Below are 16,975 nucleotides of genomic sequence, written 5' to 3' on the forward strand. Positions count from 1 at the left end.
AAGAAAAATATAATGTTAAGTTGTAATGGTTTTCTGTTCCATCATATTGGCAGATAAACCGTTGAAAATCCTTCTTGGATAATTGTTGATCCAGTGCTGTATTCGCATAATTTGTTTTTTAGAGAATGCTGAAATATCCACACCTTTTGGGATAAATCGTCGTATCATTTTATTGATATTTTCGTTTGTGCCTCGCTCCCATGAACTATATGGGTGAGCATAATACACTTTAGTTCTCTTTCGTTTATTTCTTACTGAGTTCTCAATACCCTCGAAATCAAGGTTCTCACAGCCGTTATCACAGGTGATTGTTTTAAATGTTTTCGAGAATAACATTCCCATTTTACGCTCCAATTTGTCCAATTCTTTCACGACAGCCGCCTGTGATTTAGATGGTATTTTAAAGACTAACTCCTTACGAGTTACTCTTTCACTTAACACCATCAAGACAGTTTTTGTACCCTGTTTGCCAACTACAGTGTCCATTTCCCAGTGGCCTATCTCATCACGTGCAGCTACCGCTGCAGGTCTCTCCGATATGCTAGTTCCTTTGGTATTGTTATACGCTGATCTTATTTTTTTATAGTTTCTCTTTTTAGCATTCTTTTTAACAGGCAGATCTTTGTTACTTATATTTAAAAACAAATTATTATCCAAATAGTTATACACAGTTTTGAAGCAAATAGTTGTTTCAAATTGTAGATCTTTATTTGTGATATTTTGAATAGCTGCATACGGAGATTCGCCATCTATACCAATAGCTTTTTCTAAGTACTTCACCAATTTATGATCTTTTCCTATTTTTAATGCAGGACCTTTAGCGGTACCTTGTTTGTCATGCTCTGACTGCCCAATTTCTGCGCTATATTCCATGCGAGTGGTTAAGTCACTATTCAATAGTTCTACAATTCCTTTAGCAATTTCACGCCTTATTGTACGTTCTGAACGCCCACCTATTTGCTCCGCAATACGAGTTGAATTAAGTCCCATTTTGTGTAAAGCTTCTAACTTTATGCGTTCCTCGTATGTTATGTGTTTACCTTTTCTGCTCTGTGTGATAAAATCTAATTGACTCATTTGAAATCCTCCCGTATATGTTGGTTTAGTCACTTAACATTATACAAGAGTATTTCTCTTGAGTCTTTATTTTTTGTTACTCTTCGGTCATTTCATTATACAACTTACCAACAAATCGAAATGGTTCTGAATAATGGAGTTGTATAAAAAGTAGCCTAAGGCGGGCTGTATCAAAGCGCTGAAACATCAGCGTATGATACAGCCCCCTTTATTATTGACAAGGAAACAATAAAGTGATAGAATATTTATGTTTCCGAGGAAACATAAATATTATTTTGCGAGAGGTGAATTTTAAATGTGTAAATTTAAAATCAATACACAATATACAGAACAAACCGTTGATAAGAAATAAAAAATTTACACTACCGAGAATTTAAGGAGGATCATTATATGGAAAATACAGAAAATTATTATTTTGAACAAGCAACTATACCAAAAGCGATTGCACACATGGCAGTGCCTATGATGTTGGGGATGTCCGTTATTATGATTTATAATGTTATTAACGCTTTTTTTATTGGAATGCTAAATAACACATCGATGATGACAGCTGTCACCTTAGCGTTACCTTTTACAATCATATTATCGGGAATTGGAAATGTTTTTGGTGTAGGTGGTGGAACCTATATATCTAGGTTACTTGGGGAAACAAAATTAGAAGATGCAAAAAAAGTTTCATCAGTTACTTTTTTCTTAAGTATATTAGCTGGATTTATTTTTATGTTATTCGCGATACCTTTAATTCATCCTATTCTAAAAGTATTAGGGGCAAAAGGTGATACGGTTTTGTTCACCAAAGATTTTATTATGGTTCTTATCTTAGGAAGTCCATTTGTAATTTCTAACTTTGCATTAGGACAAGTAGTACGAGCGGAGGGATCATCAAAAGTCTCGATGAATGGTATGTTTATAAGTGTTATCATAAATATTGTTTTGGACCCCATATTAATTTTTACATGTCATTTAAATATTGTAGGAGCAGCAATTGGAACAGTTGTTGCGAATACATGTGCAGTATTGTACTATGTTTATTACCTTAAAAACAAAAGTTCTACTTTGACAGTTTCCATAAGTACATTCAAACCAACGCTTAGCATGTTGAAAGATATTTTTAAGATAGGAATATCCTCTTTCCTATTAGATGCATTTTTGATTGTTTCCGTTTTATTGTTAAATAATTTTTCAGCATACTATGGCGACTATGCTGTTGCTGCATTTGGAATATCTCTGCGAATTGCCCAACTTGCTCAATTTGCTGCTAAAGGGTTATATATTGGAGTTATTCCCTTAATTGCTTATGCGTATGCAGCTAACAATATAAAACGAATGAAGAGTATTATAAATATTACTGCAGCCTATATTGCAATCCTAACTATGGCCTTTTCATTGATAATATTTATCTTCAGAAAACCAATATTACATTTATTTAGCCATAATACTTACGTAATAAACACTGGGATATACATTTTGCTAGCTATGCTTATTTCAGCTTTGTTTGCTGGCATTACTGGTCTTTTTATAGCAATATTCCAAGGAGCTGGAAGAGGTAAAGATGCAACCATAATGTCTGTAGTGCAGGGAACATTATTAATTCCTATTATGATTTTAGGAAAATATACGTTTGGTTTACATGGGGTTATATGGTCGATGACTATAACAGAAATATTAACTTGCATAATAGGATTATATTTATGGATTCAACTTCAACGAGATATTTCTATGAAGGAGTAAAAATAGATATATTCAACTAAAAATATAACAATTATTATATGTGCATATGCGTATTTATAAGTTAGTTTGATTGATCGGTATATTTAAAATTAATGTACCTTAATAAATATCTTGACAATAAAAGCAGCAAAGTATAGCATGCAAGTAAGTCACCTTACTTACAATTAAGAATAAAGAAGACAATATATATTATATAGAGCAGGATGCGATTGTAATTCCAGAATTGAAGGTGATACATTGTACTTACAGGATATATTTTCGCCTTTAGAAGTTAATTTAGATAATATTATTAAGAACATCTCAAATAAAGAAATAAAGACAACAATGTATTAACTCAGATCCAAATAGATAACATAACATCTTATTATATTGAATGATGGGGGTAGCATCAAACTGATTTTCTTGAAAATAATTACAAAAAGCATTAAAATATAAATATAAATATAAATATAAAAATAAGATACTATCTTATTTTTTAATAAAGGAGAATGTTTATGAATCTATATAATGAAAATTCTTTATTTTATAAAAGTTCACGTAAAATAGTTTCTGTGGCCATATTTATATTGTTTTTTATTCATATATTTAATTCCTACAATGGTATAGACGATAAGTCTCTATTGAATTTAGTAATGGTTTGTGTTGGTATCGATACTTTACTTTATAGTATTTTGCAACTTAAAAAACAAAATATAATCGGTTTTATATTATTATTGTTAATTGGAGTTTGTACAACAGTATTAGGGATTACTTTCTTGTGTAAATAAGTATGTCTATTATTACTTTAGCCTTTTGTAAACATTATAAATACTTATAAAATAACGTGAAATTTTGGTTTCACGTTATTTGTTCTTTTTCCATCCATATTATATTGTATTCCCTAGGGGAATTAAAGTTTAGCTATTTATAATGTTATGATATTATTAGGTAAGGATTACATAGGAGGGGGGAGGATAACATTAATGTGGAATATTTCAATAAAAAAGAAACTATTAATAATTGAAGATTGCTCTATAGATATGAATAATATTCCTAAACATATTGGGAATTATGCTTACTCTTGGATAAGGCAATAGTGGTATAAGTGAATAAATATTTATGAGGAACTTGTAAAAATAGACGACACAATAATATTACTTATATTTTGTAAGGAAAGTGAGGCAAATAAAATGATACAATCTATTGTACACATTGCGTTAGTAGTCAAAGACTATGATGAAGCCATTGAATTTTACACAAAGAAACTTCATTTTACATTAATAGAAGACACATACCAAGAAGACCAAGATAAACGTTGGGTGGTAGTGTCTCCACCAAGTTCGTCAGGAACTACAATATTACTTGCAAGAGCTTCTAAACCTGAACAACTATCGTTTATTGGAAATCAGGCAGGAGGACGGGTTTTCCTATTCCTTGGAACAGATGATTTTTGGAGAGATTATAACGAAATGATAGCAAAAGGTATAGAATTTGTTAGAGAACCTAAAGAACAATCATATGGTACAGTTGCAGTATTCAAAGATTTATACGGAAACTTATGGGATTTAGTTCAATTTAAAGAGAACCATCCAATTGCTCAAAGAGTAAAATAAGCATACTCTATAGTAAATGTAATACAATGCCAATCGAGTTACATTCACATTGAGTCTATTACTCATTTCAAAAAAATATTATTTTAGAAGATGAGTTTAAAAAGAAAATACTATTATTAAAGCATTTGTATAAACAAATATAGACTGAGGGGTGTTTTTATGGCAGCTTTGATTTTGATCGTTATTTTACTTATTCCAATACTTTTAACTATAGTTATTTTAGATAAACATACAAAGAATAAGACTCCAATACAAATAATGTTAATAGGTATAGAAGTTACTATTGTTGGAGTAGCAATCATAGCAATCGGTGGGGGTGGATTTTCGTCTAATGAGATCTTTTACTCTAATCTAATAGGCTTCACTATTGTTGTAATTGGTCTTACCTCAAGTATATATGGGTTTAAGAAATGATTTTTTCAAATGATTATTTTTTCTAAAAAAGCTTAAAAAATGCATTAAAATAAAGTGAATCATTGCTTTACAATCTTCTTTATATTTCGTCGCAGGTAACTCCATATCTAATGATATGGGGTTACTTGCTTTAAGTGGATATTGGATCTAAAAGCAAAATAAAGATGTTACACTACTTTAACAAATATTTAATTTGTTAACATACTAATAACAAGATTTATAACTTCGTCTGTCATAATCATATAATCCATAGACTCGTGTTTATGGTACACCCTTTCATGGCAAAGGTTTTCAATTAGCCCAATAGAAATATGAACTTTCTCTCTAGGGTTTGTTGGTGTAATACCTTTTTGTTTCATTAACTCAATAAGGGTGTTTGTAGTATCAATTTCAAACTGGTAAAACAACTTAGCTACATCTTTATCAGAATGAGCCATAGCCATCATTTCTTCGTGAGCAGACTTTGAAATATAGTGTGACTGTATAAAAATATCAATAAATTGCTTTAATAGGTCTGTCAAATCAATAGGTTCTTTAAGTGTACTTATTTTTTCAAACATTGGTGCTGTTAGACTGTTAGCATAATCTTGAATAGCGCTAATAAAAATATCCTTTTTGTCTGTAAAGTAGTTATATATAATACCAGTTGATACTCCAGCAGCTTTACCAATCTCCACTGAGTTTGTATTGTGGTAGCCCTTTTCGCACATTAGTTTAAATCCAACTTCAATTATCTTTTTTTTCTTTTCAATAGAACGTTTTTGTTTAGGTTCTCTAATTGAGTTATTACTCATGGTGTCCTCCCTTAGACTAAGATTTTAATTTAATTATAACTAGTTTAAGTGAAGCAGTCAACAAACCTGAAATATATTTCAGGTTAATATTGACAACAAAGGGACGGGTTGGTATAATATAATCTGAAACATGTTTCAGATTATAGGGGGGGACTATGAAAAATACAATTGAATTTAAAAATGTTACAAAAGCTTATAATTTAGGCGAAAAGACGCTACTTGCTGCAGATAATATCAGTTTTACTATTAATGATAGTGAATTTGTTGTTATATTAGGTCCGAGTGGCGCCGGCAAATCTACAGTTCTTAATTTGCTTGGTGGTATGGACTTTGCTACAAATGGAGAAATCATTATTAATGGTAAAAATATAGCGAATTACAAAGATGATGCATTGACGGAATATCGAGCAGAAAATGTGGGCTTTGTATTTCAGTTCTACAACCTCATTCCAACATTAACTGCCCTTGAAAATGTGGCACTTACAAAGGATGTAGTGAAAGGGGCATTGGATGCTGCCGAAATACTGACCTCAGTTGGACTAGGTGATCACTTAAATAAATTTCCATCACAGCTATCAGGTGGGGAACAACAGCGAGTGTCTATAGCAAGGGCCATATGCAAAAATCCAACCATGCTTCTTTGCGATGAGCCAACAGGTGCACTAGATAGTGAAACAGGTATTGTTATTCTTTCCTTACTACAGAAAATGAGCAGAGAGAAAAATAAGTCAGTTATTATTGTTACACACAATTCAGCACTGGCTCAGGCTGCAGATAAGGTTATCCGAATTAAAAACGGCAAAGTGAGGGATATAAGTATTAATGCTGCACCCGTTGATGTAAAGGAGGTGAACTGGTAATGCTTTTTCTCAAAATGATTCGAGATATGAAGCTAAACAAAACTCAATTCATTTCAATTTTTATAATGTCTATTTTAGGCGTTTTTATATACGTAGGTATAAACAGTGAATGGTATGGATTGCAAACTGCATCAAATGAGTATTACCGGGATACTAATTTTGCTAATGTCTGGATTTATGGCAGTGGGTTTACGAAATCGGATGCTGATAAGGTTTTATCAGTTAATGGTGTTACCTCCGTACAAAGAAGGCTCACAATAGACAGTGTTGCGAGATTTGAAAACAAACCAAAGATAACACTACATTTTACAAATGAAAATAAGATTTCAAAGTGCCAGCTTATTGATGGGCAGAAATTTTCTGTTGATAAAGATGGTGTATGGCTGGACGACGCATTTGCTAAAGCAAAGGGACTCACCCTTGGAGATACTATATCCACAACATTCAATGGTATTACTATGAAAAAAGAAATACTAGGAACAGTTTTAAATCCTGAATATGTGTATGCAACAGGCGATAATGACATTGTTCCAAACCATGAAAACTTTGGATTTGCTTATCTCTCCGACAAGTCTTTACCAAAATCAATACCAATATTCTACACAGACCTTTTGGTTACTACCGATGGGACAGATTACTCAAAGTTAGAAAAAAAAATTGATACCGCTTTAGACGGTAAGTACAGTGTATTTTTAACAAGAAATAATTTTGGAAGTTATGCAATGTTTCAGGAAGAAATCGAGCAGCATAAAGCGATAGGGCAGGTCTTCCCAATTGTATTTCTTGCAATTGCCTTACTTACAATAATTACAACTATGACGCGTTTAGTCAATAATCAACGTACGCAAATCGGCACATTAAAAGCGATAGGTTTCAAGAAGAAACACATATTATTCCACTATGTTTCTTATGGCTTATGGATTTCCATTGCTGGTGCTGTTATTGGATTAGTAGCAGGCCCACTTATTCTGCCACATCTTTTCTACGATTCATTAAAAACAGCATACACCTTGCCTGTTTGGAAACCGGAAGTTTCAGTCTCTTCATTTATAATGGCTCTAGTTTCTGTAATTGCATGTACTTTGGCAACTTACCTTACTTGCCGTAAAGTTCTAAAAGATATACCATCTCAATTGCTTTTGCCTAAGGCTCCAAGGATTATGAAACAAGGCTTTTTTGAAAAAACAAAGTTATGGGCAAAGATTGGGTTCAATACACAGTGGAATTTACGGGATATGTTTCGAAGTAAAGTTCGTTCCATTATGGCTATAATCGGTGTAATGGGATGTACATCACTGCTTGTATGTGCTTTTGGTATGAAAGATAGCGTAAAGGATGTTATTAGTTGGCAGTATTCGGATATTAACCACTATGAAACAAAGTTGACACTTTCTGAAAAAGCATCCAAAAAAGAAATTTCATCAATTAAAAATAGCTATGCTGGAGAATCAATAATGGAAGGTACTATCGAAATTAAAGCAAAGGATAAAAAGAAAACTGCGCAGCTACTTGTAACTGAAAATGTAACACTTATTAACCCTCAAAATGCCAAGCGTGAGGCTATTCAATTACCACAAGACAAAGTATCAATAAGCTATAAAATGGCTAATCTTTTAGGAGTTAAAGTAGGCGATGAAATTTCCTTTCACATTTATGGTGATGAACGTTACGTTACATCAACAATCGGGGCCATTTACCGTACACCCATATCCCAAGGCATCACATTGACAAAAAATAATTTTGAAAGGCTGGGATACAACTTTAAAGCTACCTCTATCATAACTTCTAAAAAAATAAATTCTAATGTTACTGGTGTAACGCGCATCTGGTCAAGGGTAGATTTAACTAAAAGTTATGAAACCATGACAGAAGCCATGAACATTATGGTATATATACTTATTTTAGGAGCAGCTATTTTGGGCATAGTAGTGCTTTACAATCTCGGCATATTATCCTTTACAGAGCGACAAAGAGAACTTGCCACGCTAAAGGTATTAGGCTTTAAAACAAAGAGAATTAGGTGGCTACTTCTTACACAAACCATTTGGATTACAACCCTTGGAATTATAATTGGGATACCTTGCGGAAAATGGCTTATTAGCTATATGATTTCATTCATGGGTGATACATTTGATATGATGACCATAATATCTGTTCAATCTTTGTTTTACAGTATTTTCGGAACAATTTTGATATCTATTCTTGTTAACCTTATGTTTTCAAAGAAAGTTAAAGATATTGATATGGTTAGTTCTCTTAAAAGTGTAGAATAAGCCTCGTTGTAGACCTTTGGAGCAGATAATAATTCTCAATTGTTATCTGCTCCACTGAAGCTTTCATATTACTTTACAATTATAAAGTAATATGATATAGTCGAATTGAGACATGTCACGTCGTGACATACAACAGCTAGAATTAAGGTTAATATGGAGGAGCTATATGGATAAGGTATTTAAAAAATTCCTGCCTATGACTGAGACAGCTTATTATATTTTGCTATCTTTAGCGGAGCCTAGACATGGTTACGGAATAATAATACATGTGGAAGAGATAACGAAGGGTAGAATTAAGTTGGGTTCAGGAACGGTCTATGGAACCCTTACAAAGTTACAAGATAAGGGCATAATTTCTGTTTTTTCAGACGACAAAAGACGGACTGTTTATGAAATAACGGAAATAGGTAAGAAACTTATTCTTATGGAAATACAGAGAATAAAGGAAATTTATAAAAATGCAGTAAGATTTGAGGGGGACTTTTATGAGTAAAAGGGTATTTAGACCATTTTGGAGCCTTGATATTATAGAAACTGAAAATTGGTTGTGTAAAATGTCTGCCAAAGGTTATCACCTGAAAAAAATTAAAGCTGTAACTAAAGTATTTGTGTTTGAAAAAGGTGAAAGCAAAGAAATATACTATAGAATTGGATATAATAAATCGCGAATTAATGGTGCTTCGCAATCATTATTAAAAAATGGATGGTATAGTGCTTTTTCAAAAAAAAAATGGAACATATTAGCGAATGAAAATGATAAATCTCAAATAAAAATACATCCTTCAAGAGAAAGTCTATTAAATAGAAGTCGTATTATAAAATACTCTATAGGAACACTACTTTCAATGTGGATAATTATATCAATAGTGCCAATGATTTTTCTTACGGAGTTACTTTTTAATCTTAATGATGAGTCTTTAAATGCTACTTTTATGCCAGGAGCTAAATTATCAATGATGTTAATTGTATTAGTTTTGGTTTTTTTAGTCTACATTATGATAAAACTTAATAAATCAGATAAGAAGCTTCGAAATGAAAATAATACAGATTTAAATTTAAACTTTACAAGACCTAAAGACACAATTTTAGATAATAAAGAAGAGAGAAAATTACGTAAAGATGGAAAAGTTATTAAGAAAATTAAATTATGTTGGTTTTATTCTCCAGATATAACAGAGGAATGGCTTGAAAACATGGAACTAAAGGGTTATAACCTGTATAGAATGAGCAAATCAGGTAATACTTTTTACTTTATGAAGGGTGAACCAAGAAACGTTAAATATTCTCTGGATTTTCAGATTACTGTAAATGATAGTTATTTCGAATTTCATAAGTCTAGTGGGTGGAAAATGATATTTACAAGTTATTCAAATTTTACAAAACATACATTATGGGGAAAAGAATATTGGGATGAAAAGCCAGCGTTATATTCAGATACTAGTCATATACTTAAACATGCAAAAAAGCAGTGTATGGTGTATTGCTTTTTATTTATACCTTTAATTATAATGTATTTAGTTATAATCGGGTTTAACATAAAAATGTATTTAGAAGGTATTCCAGTAATGCGAACAGGATTAATAGCGTTAATAGTAATGTTGATATGCATGGTTGAATTTGGTTGTTTTGTTGTAAAATCTCTAGGCTACTATTTAAGAATTAGAAGGAAAGTTAGTTAATTACTTACTTTGGGATAGGTATTATCATAATATTTTTAGATTATAATTATTTAGTTTCATAAAAACTTTTTATTATATAGGAAACTGATGTTTTCCCGATCGACAATATCGTCCCATGGTAACGCAAGGGTCTCTCCTTTGAAGATAGATATGCATAATAGTATGAACTTTCTCCTGAAGTGACTCGCAATAAGAAGAGCAGGAACATTGAAATTTCATTTAGAAATTCTTCTTTTACCAATATAAAATTCTCGTGAGCCTGACTGGAGGGCAGGCTAGTGAACCGGCTGTAAGCCGAATGTGAGCGTCAGAGAATTTTATATTTGCAAAAGATTAGAATTCCTTAATGAAATTTCACGTTTCAATCTCTTATTTCAAGTCACGCAGGAGAAAGTTATACTGATGCACTTTTTTATTTAACTGTTACTAGTTCATATTCGTCAGTTCCAATTCCGATAGCTTTTGCATGGTCGAGTCCAACTTTCCAATTTGTATCAGGATGTATAGTAGAAAATTTATCGTCTCCATCATGATAGTGGTTATCTGAAAGTTCAGTTGCATTTAATGCAATTGCACTATTAACCATATCAACACAGGCTTGATCTAAGGCTACTGGATCAAAGGATGCAGCTATTCCTATATCTGGAACAATTGCAACGTCATTTTCCGGTGAACAGTCACAATTAGGGGAAACATTCATAATGAAACTAATATGAAAATGTGGCTTATCTTTAATAACTGCATAGGTGTATTCTGCAATTTTTTCATTAGCGCTATCAGCAGATTCATTCCACTTTACTGTTGCGCAGCCATAGCGACATACGGCAACACATTGACCACAGCCTACGCATTTATCATAATCTATAGTTGCCTTTTTATCTTCATTAAAGGTAATTGCTTCATGTAGGCAATTTTTAACGCACTGACCACAGCTTACACATTTACGATGTTTCATAAATGGCTTTGATGCAGAATGCATTTCAAGCTTGCCGCCAACAGAGCCTGAGCCCATACCTAAATTTTTCAATGATCCACCAAACCCAGTCATTTCATGGCCTTTAAAATGAGTCATAGAAATAACTATATCTGAATCAGCAATGGCTGAACCTATTTTAGCAGTTTTGCAATGTTTTTGGTTAATTGGGATTTCTCTATAATCCCCACCCTTTAATCCATCAGCTATAATTAAGTTACATCCAACTGAAATCGGATTAAAACCATTTTCCATAGCGGCTTCAATATGGTCTACAGCATTAGATCTTCTTCCTGTGTATAGTGTATTGCAATCAGTAAGGAAAGGTTTACCGCCTAGTCCTTTCACAAGCTTAACAATACTTGCAGCATAATTTGGCCTAATGTAAGAAAGATTTCCTGGCTCTCCAAAATGAATTTTTATAGCTACAAATTTATCTTTGAAATCAATATTTTTTATACCTGTTTCTACCACAAGTTTTTGAAGTTTATCTAATAGATTGCATCCTGGTTTTGTTCTTAAGTTTGTAAAGTATACTTTTGATTTATCCATTTATTTACCTCCTATGATTTCTATCATAATGTTATTGGGTTGGTTCATTTGATTATAATATTATATCATATTGCAGTATGCGTTTGTTTTTTTTATGTATAGATCGAAACATACTTTATTTTAAATAATTGCAATAAATTAGATATAATTAAATATTAATTTTCATATTATCAATAAAGAATACAATATTTGTGATATTATTGTAGTATGAAAAGTTTTTATTTAAGAGGAGGAATTTTAATGGATTCAGACCCTGACCCTGCGCCCAATAATATAATGGCGCAATTTATAACAATTGGTATTTTAACACTGATAAATGCATTCTTTGCATCGGCGGAAATGGCAATAGCGTCACTTAGCGAAAATAAAATTAAGCATCTTGCGCAAGAGGATAACAAAAAAGCACAGCTATTAGTAAAACTTATTGAGGAGCCAACAAAGTTTTTATCGGCTGTTCAAATTGGAATTATGCTCGCTGGTTTTTTTTCTATTGCAACTGCGGCTACTGGAATATCTAATCATTTTTCAGGATATTTAAACAATTTGAATGTACCTTATAGTAAGCAAATTGCTTTAGCTAGCATAACAATTGGTCTATGTTATATAACACTTGTGTTTGGTGAATTGTTTCCAAAGCGAGTAGCACTACAAAAATCAGAAGCTATTGCAATGTTTTGCGTAGTGCCTGTTTTCTATGTATCTAAGCTGCTGGTTCCTTTTGCAATGCTACTTTCAGCATCCACTGATGTTTTAGTTAAGATTACTGGTCTTAATAGTGAAAAATTAGAGGAGAAGTTATCAAAAGAGGAAATGAAATCACTTATAGAAGTTGGACGACAACGCGGCGCTATAAACGAAACTGCCAAAAAGATGATAAATAACATTATCGAATTCGATGATAAATCAGCTAGAGAAGTTATGACTCCAAGAACTGAAGTGTTTTTGATTGATATAAATGATCATGTTACACAGTTCTTAGGTGAGTTATTAGAGAAAAAGTATTCAAGAGTGCCAGTATATGACGGTGATGTTGATAATATCATAGGAATACTTCACATGAAAGATTTTATAATGGAGGCTCGCATTAAGGGCTTTGAAAATGTAAACATTAAGAATATATTACATTCTCCTTACCTTGTTTATCAAAGTAAAAATATAGATGAATTATTTAGAGAATTAAAAATATCTAAAAATCATATGGCAGTACTTATAGACGAATATGGAGGATTTTCAGGGGTAGTTACTATTAAAGACCTTATAGAAGAAGTTATGGGAAATATTGAAGATGAATATGATGATGACGAACCTGATATAAGAAAAGTTGATAATAATACTTATATAGTGAATGGATTACTTTCTTTAGACGAATTGAATGATCATCTTGATTTAAATTTAATGTCGAAGAATTACAATACTATAGGAGGTTTTTTAATTAGCCTTATAGGATGTATTCCAAAGAAAAATGAAACCCAAACTATTGAATATGGGAATGTAATATTTAAAATAGAGCAAGTTAAACAAAGAAGAATAGAAAAAATTAAAATATATATATAAAAGATGCTCTACTTTCAAAAAAAGTAGAGCATCTTTTTTCATATAGGGAAGTTATATAAAGGTGATTATTTTCATAAATATCCTTTTTACTTGTATTTATGAGGATTATGAATTTATAATATACGATTTAACTAAAAATCTGTATACGGATCATTTAAATAATCTTCTTCATACTCGTTTATCTTTTTAATGATCTTTGTGAATACTGCATCCACCTTAGAAAAATCCATATTTGGTATAAAGTAAGTTTCAAGTTCGTCATGTAGACATTTAGCTTCTTTTATTGTAGCTAAACCCTTGTCTAATAGCGTGTAAAACTCAGTTGCATCATATTCTATTTCATCTTTGTTATTTTCAAGTGTACTTAGATTTAAACAATCCTCCATATCAATTACAATACCTGGAAGATCTGAATTATTTATTTCATTAGAGGTCAAAATGGCAACATTTAAGTCAGGAATCAATATATGCTCAATTTTTTCAGGGATAAGTGGCGTATGAAAAATTTCTACATTGTATCCACGCCTTAAGGCTTCGGTGGATAGAAATTCTAGTACATCTGATTTTCCAGTACCAGGTCCGCCTTTTAATACATAAATATTTTTATAACCTGCGCTTAAGTTTTCAATATAAGTGACAATACCGTTAGGTGTAAAGGCTGTAGCAAATAAATGTCTATCATAGCCTATAGTAGATGGTGGCGTGGTGAATAAAGATTCTTTTAGATTTTCTTTCAGTATGTTTAATTTATTAATATTCAAGGCTTCATCATTATAGTTTTGCCAATCATCATAAACTAATTTAGCTGCTCCAAAGAATCGATAGGCCCTTTTAAAAGTTTTGCCAACTTTTTTATTTATGCCAATTATTTTATGCCTATATTTCTTAAAGCCTTCTTCATTCCAACAATCTCCCATGTTTAGAACTTCATCTACGGCTCCTGGATTTATAGGATCCACTATATGAGGTGCTGTTGCATCAAGTATTGCAACGTTAAGTTTTTTAATAACTACTCCGTCTAGTGAATTATTATCGGAAGAACAGTGATGTTGTTCTATATCGTAGCCTTTTTCATTGAAGTATTTAGAAACTTTCTTCATTAAGGATGATTTACCTGTTCCAGGGCCTCCTTTTATGCATATTATTCTTCTTGCTTCATCTTGACCTAGTATATACCTATAGTAGGAATAGAATCCTCTTGAAGTATTGCCACCGGGGAAAAAATTTTTAATAGTACCTTGCATAATATCACACTCCATTTCATCATATCAATACATACTATTCATAGATGTTGAAATTGATTATAATTATTTTATATTTTTGTTGAAAATATTTTGTATATATTCTGAATAATAGTAAATTATTATTTTTAAATTGAGGTTGACAAAAATAAAATATGGCATATAATAAAAATATAACCATTCCAATATGAATACTAGGAAATGCAATGAAAAAGGAAAGTAGTATATTGCATGGGTACAGAGAGGAAGCGATGCTGAGAAGCTTTTACCTAAATATATATGAAGTGCCCTTTGGAGCATGGACCTGAAATTATAGTAGGGTACTACGGGTTCGCCCGTTAAAGCGATAAAGCATTTTGTGCTTGGATTTAAGTGAGATTCTATATCTAATTAGAGTGGACCGCGGAGTGTAATAACACCGCCTCTATAAAATGAGACGGTGTTTTTTTGACACCAAAAATATTTGGATTTAAAAAAAAACTTGGCCTTAACACTATTTTTTAAGTATAAAATGTAAAATTTAGACTTAAAAAAAATAAATGGAGGTAATATTATGAGTTCATTAGATTATTTTAACGAAATAGCTAAAAGTTGGAACGTAATAAGAAGTGAGTATTTTGATGAAAGGTTAAAGTACAAGGTATTATCCAAAGTAAGTATAAAAGATAAGGTAGTGGCTGATCTTGGATGCGGCGCTGGATTTTTATCCTTAGCGCTGGCCTTAGATGCAAGCATTGTGTTTTCTATAGATCAATCAGTAAATATGCTTAAAGAATCCAAAAAATTAATGGAAACTAAAAAATTCGATAATGTATATCCAATAAAATCCTCCATAGACAACTTGGTTTTGTTTGATGAATCTGTAGATGTGGTCTTCATTAATATGGCTCTTCACCATGTGAGCGATGCTAAAAAGGCTATTGAAGAGATGCACAGAATAATTAAAAAAGGTGGGACTTTAATAATATCGGATGTAGAAGAGCATAATGGGCAGTGGGCAAGGACTGAAATGTTTGACGAATGGCTTGGGTTTTCAAATAATCAGATGGAAGAGTGGTTAACTGGCGCAGGGTTTAATATAGTAAACATTGAGAATACAGATTTAAGATGCAAAGGTTATTCTAGCAAAGGCGAATATACTGAAACTGGCATTTTCATTGCAGTAGCAAATAAGGAGGTAAGGGTAAATGATTAAGGTTGAAAGTTTTTCATTAGATCACACAAAGGTTGTGGCACCTTTTGTACGAAAATGTGAGGTAAAGATAGGCGAAAAGGGTGATAAAGTAACAAAGTTTGACTTAAGATTTATGCAACCAAACAAGGAGTTTATGAATATATCAGCTATCCATACTTTAGAGCATTTGCTTGCTGGATATATGAGAGAAGTAATGGACGGAATTATAGACATTTCACCTATGGGATGTAGAACAGGTTTTTACATGATCGTATGGAATGATGTCAGTGTAGATAGGGTTATAGAAGCCCTAAATTATGGATTGAAAAAGGTGATAGAAACAGAGGAAATCCCGGCAGCCAATGAAGTTCAATGTGGAAATTATAGAGATCATTCCTTAGATGGTGCAAAAGAATATGCAAAATTAGTTCTAAGTAGAGGTCTTAGCAGTGAGATATATAAATAGTATATTAAATATTATAGGAAATACACCACTTATTAAGCTAAATAATTTGGGTGTAAAAGAAGGTGTAAATATCTTCGCAAAACTGCAGCCATCAATTAAGGATACAATGTAAAGAGGGGCTATTTGTAGGCAGTTCTTTAGGGACTGCCATAGTATCTGCAATAAAACTTGGAGAATCCATTGAAGGTGGGAACGTTGTTGCAATACTGCCTGAGAGGGGAGATAGACATTTTAGTAAGAACATCTGTAATTAATGCTTGTACTTATAAACATACTGTGATAATATAATAACTAATTTAATAAGTAAACTACCTAGGGTAGAGGTGCTGTATCTAAGAGTACTTGTTCGGAGCTGACAGGCTAAGATGAATAAGAAAAGGAGCTATGGCCGAAGAAAATGTATTTGGTGAAATTATTTTCTGAGATTACATATAATATATGTAAAATTGTCACTGATTTTTCAGTGGTGAGCTACAAGGTACACGAAGTTTGTATAAAAACATGTATTTTATGCAGCAAAGGTGTTCCTTTGCTGTATTTATTTTTTTTGAAACAATATAAAAAAAGGTGTAAAAATAAGAAGTTAAAAGAACAA

16 protein-coding genes, 1 pseudogene, 1 riboswitch and 1 other annotated feature are annotated in these 16,975 nt (G+C 31.9%); of the genes and pseudogenes, 13 read left to right on the forward strand and 4 right to left on the reverse strand.

The window, feature by feature from the left end; translation table 11 throughout:
• Nucleotides 1-15: 15 nt before the first annotated feature.
• Complete coding sequence (locus ACWJJ2_RS16820) at nt 16-1,077, reverse strand: IS30 family transposase (protein ID WP_462953225.1); 1,062 nt, start codon at nt 1,075-1,077, stop codon at nt 16-18.
• A gap of 390 nt (nt 1,078-1,467) precedes the next feature.
• On the opposite strand from ACWJJ2_RS16820, the gene ACWJJ2_RS16825 reads away from it, so the two are divergent.
• The 4 genes from ACWJJ2_RS16825 to ACWJJ2_RS16840 all read left to right on the forward strand — a co-directional run bounded on the left by ACWJJ2_RS16825 (nt 1,468) and on the right by ACWJJ2_RS16840 (nt 4,814).
• Nucleotides 1,468-2,808 carry an MATE family efflux transporter gene (locus tag ACWJJ2_RS16825; protein WP_216303935.1) on the forward strand — a complete coding sequence of 447 codons (1,341 nt, stop codon included), beginning with the start codon at nt 1,468-1,470 and terminating at the stop codon, nt 2,806-2,808.
• A 494-nt stretch (nt 2,809-3,302) separates the two neighbouring features.
• Nucleotides 3,303-3,575, forward strand: a complete 273-nt coding sequence (locus tag ACWJJ2_RS16830; RefSeq protein ID WP_216303936.1) for a hypothetical protein — start codon at nt 3,303-3,305, stop codon at nt 3,573-3,575.
• Nucleotides 3,576-3,977: 402 nt separating this feature from the next.
• Nucleotides 3,978-4,400 (forward strand): VOC family protein, encoded by a 423-nt coding sequence (locus ACWJJ2_RS16835; RefSeq protein ID WP_216303937.1) that lies wholly within the window; start codon nt 3,978-3,980, stop codon nt 4,398-4,400.
• Between the two features lie 159 nt (nt 4,401-4,559).
• Nucleotides 4,560-4,814 (forward strand): hypothetical protein, encoded by a 255-nt coding sequence (locus ACWJJ2_RS16840; protein ID WP_216303938.1) that lies wholly within the window; start codon nt 4,560-4,562, stop codon nt 4,812-4,814.
• 188 nt (nt 4,815-5,002) lie between these two features.
• Here ACWJJ2_RS16840 and ACWJJ2_RS16845 read toward each other — a convergent pair whose 3' ends face one another.
• Complete coding sequence (locus ACWJJ2_RS16845; protein WP_216303939.1) at nt 5,003-5,608, reverse strand: TetR/AcrR family transcriptional regulator; 606 nt, start codon at nt 5,606-5,608, stop codon at nt 5,003-5,005.
• Nucleotides 5,609-5,763: 155 nt separating this feature from the next.
• Between ACWJJ2_RS16845 and ACWJJ2_RS16850 the strand changes: the two genes are divergently transcribed.
• From ACWJJ2_RS16850 to ACWJJ2_RS16865, 4 genes are all read left to right on the forward strand, one after another.
• Nucleotides 5,764-6,468, forward strand: coding sequence for an ABC transporter ATP-binding protein (locus ACWJJ2_RS16850; protein ID WP_216303940.1), 705 nt, complete (start codon nt 5,764-5,766; stop codon nt 6,466-6,468).
• On the forward strand, nt 6,468-8,741 hold the full coding sequence (locus tag ACWJJ2_RS16855) for an ABC transporter permease (RefSeq protein ID WP_462953583.1): 2,274 nt from the start codon (nt 6,468-6,470) through the stop codon (nt 8,739-8,741). Before ACWJJ2_RS16850 ends, ACWJJ2_RS16855 begins: the two co-directional genes overlap by 1 nt.
• A gap of 166 nt (nt 8,742-8,907) precedes the next feature.
• Complete coding sequence (locus tag ACWJJ2_RS16860; RefSeq protein WP_220286130.1) at nt 8,908-9,234, forward strand: PadR family transcriptional regulator; 327 nt, start codon at nt 8,908-8,910, stop codon at nt 9,232-9,234.
• A complete protein-coding gene (locus tag ACWJJ2_RS16865) occupies nt 9,227-10,420 on the forward strand; it encodes a DUF2812 domain-containing protein (RefSeq protein ID WP_220286129.1) in 1,194 nt (397 codons plus the stop codon). The genes ACWJJ2_RS16860 and ACWJJ2_RS16865 overlap by 8 nt, the downstream gene beginning before the upstream one ends.
• Nucleotides 10,421-10,832: 412 nt before the next feature.
• Here the strand turns inward: ACWJJ2_RS16865 and ACWJJ2_RS16870 are convergent, their stop codons facing one another.
• A complete protein-coding gene (locus ACWJJ2_RS16870) occupies nt 10,833-11,945 on the reverse strand; it encodes a DUF362 domain-containing protein (protein WP_216303942.1) in 1,113 nt (370 codons plus the stop codon).
• Nucleotides 11,946-12,185: 240 nt separating this feature from the next.
• On the opposite strand from ACWJJ2_RS16870, the gene ACWJJ2_RS16875 reads away from it, so the two are divergent.
• Nucleotides 12,186-13,499 (forward strand): hemolysin family protein, encoded by a 1,314-nt coding sequence (locus ACWJJ2_RS16875; protein WP_216303943.1) that lies wholly within the window; start codon nt 12,186-12,188, stop codon nt 13,497-13,499.
• A 131-nt stretch (nt 13,500-13,630) separates the two neighbouring features.
• Here the strand turns inward: ACWJJ2_RS16875 and ACWJJ2_RS16880 are convergent, their stop codons facing one another.
• Nucleotides 13,631-14,743, reverse strand: a complete 1,113-nt coding sequence (locus ACWJJ2_RS16880; protein ID WP_216303944.1) for a PRK06851 family protein — start codon at nt 14,741-14,743, stop codon at nt 13,631-13,633.
• Nucleotides 14,744-14,937: 194 nt separating this feature from the next.
• Nucleotides 14,938-15,169, forward strand: a binding site (T-box leader).
• Nucleotides 15,170-15,293: 124 nt separating this feature from the next.
• Between ACWJJ2_RS16880 and ACWJJ2_RS16885 the strand changes: the two genes are divergently transcribed.
• From ACWJJ2_RS16885 to ACWJJ2_RS16900, 4 genes and pseudogenes are all read left to right on the forward strand, one after another.
• Nucleotides 15,294-15,935, forward strand: coding sequence for a class I SAM-dependent methyltransferase (locus ACWJJ2_RS16885; RefSeq protein WP_165412454.1), 642 nt, complete (start codon nt 15,294-15,296; stop codon nt 15,933-15,935).
• The gene (locus ACWJJ2_RS16890; RefSeq protein WP_462953584.1) at nt 15,928-16,380 is read left to right on the forward strand and encodes an S-ribosylhomocysteine lyase; all 453 of its coding nucleotides are present in this window, start codon (nt 15,928-15,930) and stop codon (nt 16,378-16,380) included. The genes ACWJJ2_RS16885 and ACWJJ2_RS16890 overlap by 8 nt, the downstream gene beginning before the upstream one ends.
• Nucleotides 16,364-16,492: a hypothetical protein gene (locus ACWJJ2_RS16895; RefSeq protein ID WP_258280624.1), complete on the forward strand. Its 129-nt coding sequence runs from the start codon at nt 16,364-16,366 to the stop codon at nt 16,490-16,492. The genes ACWJJ2_RS16890 and ACWJJ2_RS16895 overlap by 17 nt, the downstream gene beginning before the upstream one ends.
• Nucleotides 16,491-16,634: pseudogene (locus tag ACWJJ2_RS16900) on the forward strand (cysteine synthase); the annotation flags it as partial. The gene ACWJJ2_RS16895 and the pseudogene ACWJJ2_RS16900, both read left to right, overlap by 2 nt.
• Nucleotides 16,635-16,690: 56 nt before the next feature.
• Nucleotides 16,691-16,862: riboswitch (Lysine riboswitch) on the forward strand.
• Nucleotides 16,863-16,975 lie beyond the last annotated feature (113 nt).

It is taken from the genome of Clostridium sp. CM039, assembly GCF_055081075.1.

Excerpts from the sequence above, each read along its gene's own strand:
- ACWJJ2_RS16890 (WP_462953584.1), top strand. The coding sequence starts at position 15,928 with ATGATTAAGGTTGAAAGTTTTTCATTAGATCACACAAAGGTTGTGGCA.
- ACWJJ2_RS16845 (WP_216303939.1), bottom strand. The coding sequence starts at position 5,608 with ATGAGTAATAACTCAATTAGAGAACCTAAACAAAAACGTTCTATTGAA.
- ACWJJ2_RS16870 (WP_216303942.1), bottom strand. The coding sequence starts at position 11,945 with ATGGATAAATCAAAAGTATACTTTACAAACTTAAGAACAAAACCAGGA.
- ACWJJ2_RS16875 (WP_216303943.1), top strand. The coding sequence starts at position 12,186 with ATGGATTCAGACCCTGACCCTGCGCCCAATAATATAATGGCGCAATTT.
- ACWJJ2_RS16825 (WP_216303935.1), top strand. The coding sequence starts at position 1,468 with ATGGAAAATACAGAAAATTATTATTTTGAACAAGCAACTATACCAAAA.
- ACWJJ2_RS16850 (WP_216303940.1), top strand. The coding sequence starts at position 5,764 with ATGAAAAATACAATTGAATTTAAAAATGTTACAAAAGCTTATAATTTA.
- ACWJJ2_RS16885 (WP_165412454.1), top strand. The coding sequence starts at position 15,294 with ATGAGTTCATTAGATTATTTTAACGAAATAGCTAAAAGTTGGAACGTA.
- ACWJJ2_RS16840 (WP_216303938.1), top strand. The coding sequence starts at position 4,560 with ATGGCAGCTTTGATTTTGATCGTTATTTTACTTATTCCAATACTTTTA.
- ACWJJ2_RS16855 (WP_462953583.1), top strand. The coding sequence starts at position 6,468 with ATGCTTTTTCTCAAAATGATTCGAGATATGAAGCTAAACAAAACTCAA.
- ACWJJ2_RS16820 (WP_462953225.1), bottom strand. The coding sequence starts at position 1,077 with ATGAGTCAATTAGATTTTATCACACAGAGCAGAAAAGGTAAACACATA.
- ACWJJ2_RS16880 (WP_216303944.1), bottom strand. The coding sequence starts at position 14,743 with ATGCAAGGTACTATTAAAAATTTTTTCCCCGGTGGCAATACTTCAAGA.
- ACWJJ2_RS16835 (WP_216303937.1), top strand. The coding sequence starts at position 3,978 with ATGATACAATCTATTGTACACATTGCGTTAGTAGTCAAAGACTATGAT.
- ACWJJ2_RS16865 (WP_220286129.1), top strand. The coding sequence starts at position 9,227 with ATGAGTAAAAGGGTATTTAGACCATTTTGGAGCCTTGATATTATAGAA.
- ACWJJ2_RS16860 (WP_220286130.1), top strand. The coding sequence starts at position 8,908 with ATGGATAAGGTATTTAAAAAATTCCTGCCTATGACTGAGACAGCTTAT.
- ACWJJ2_RS16830 (WP_216303936.1), top strand. The coding sequence starts at position 3,303 with ATGAATCTATATAATGAAAATTCTTTATTTTATAAAAGTTCACGTAAA.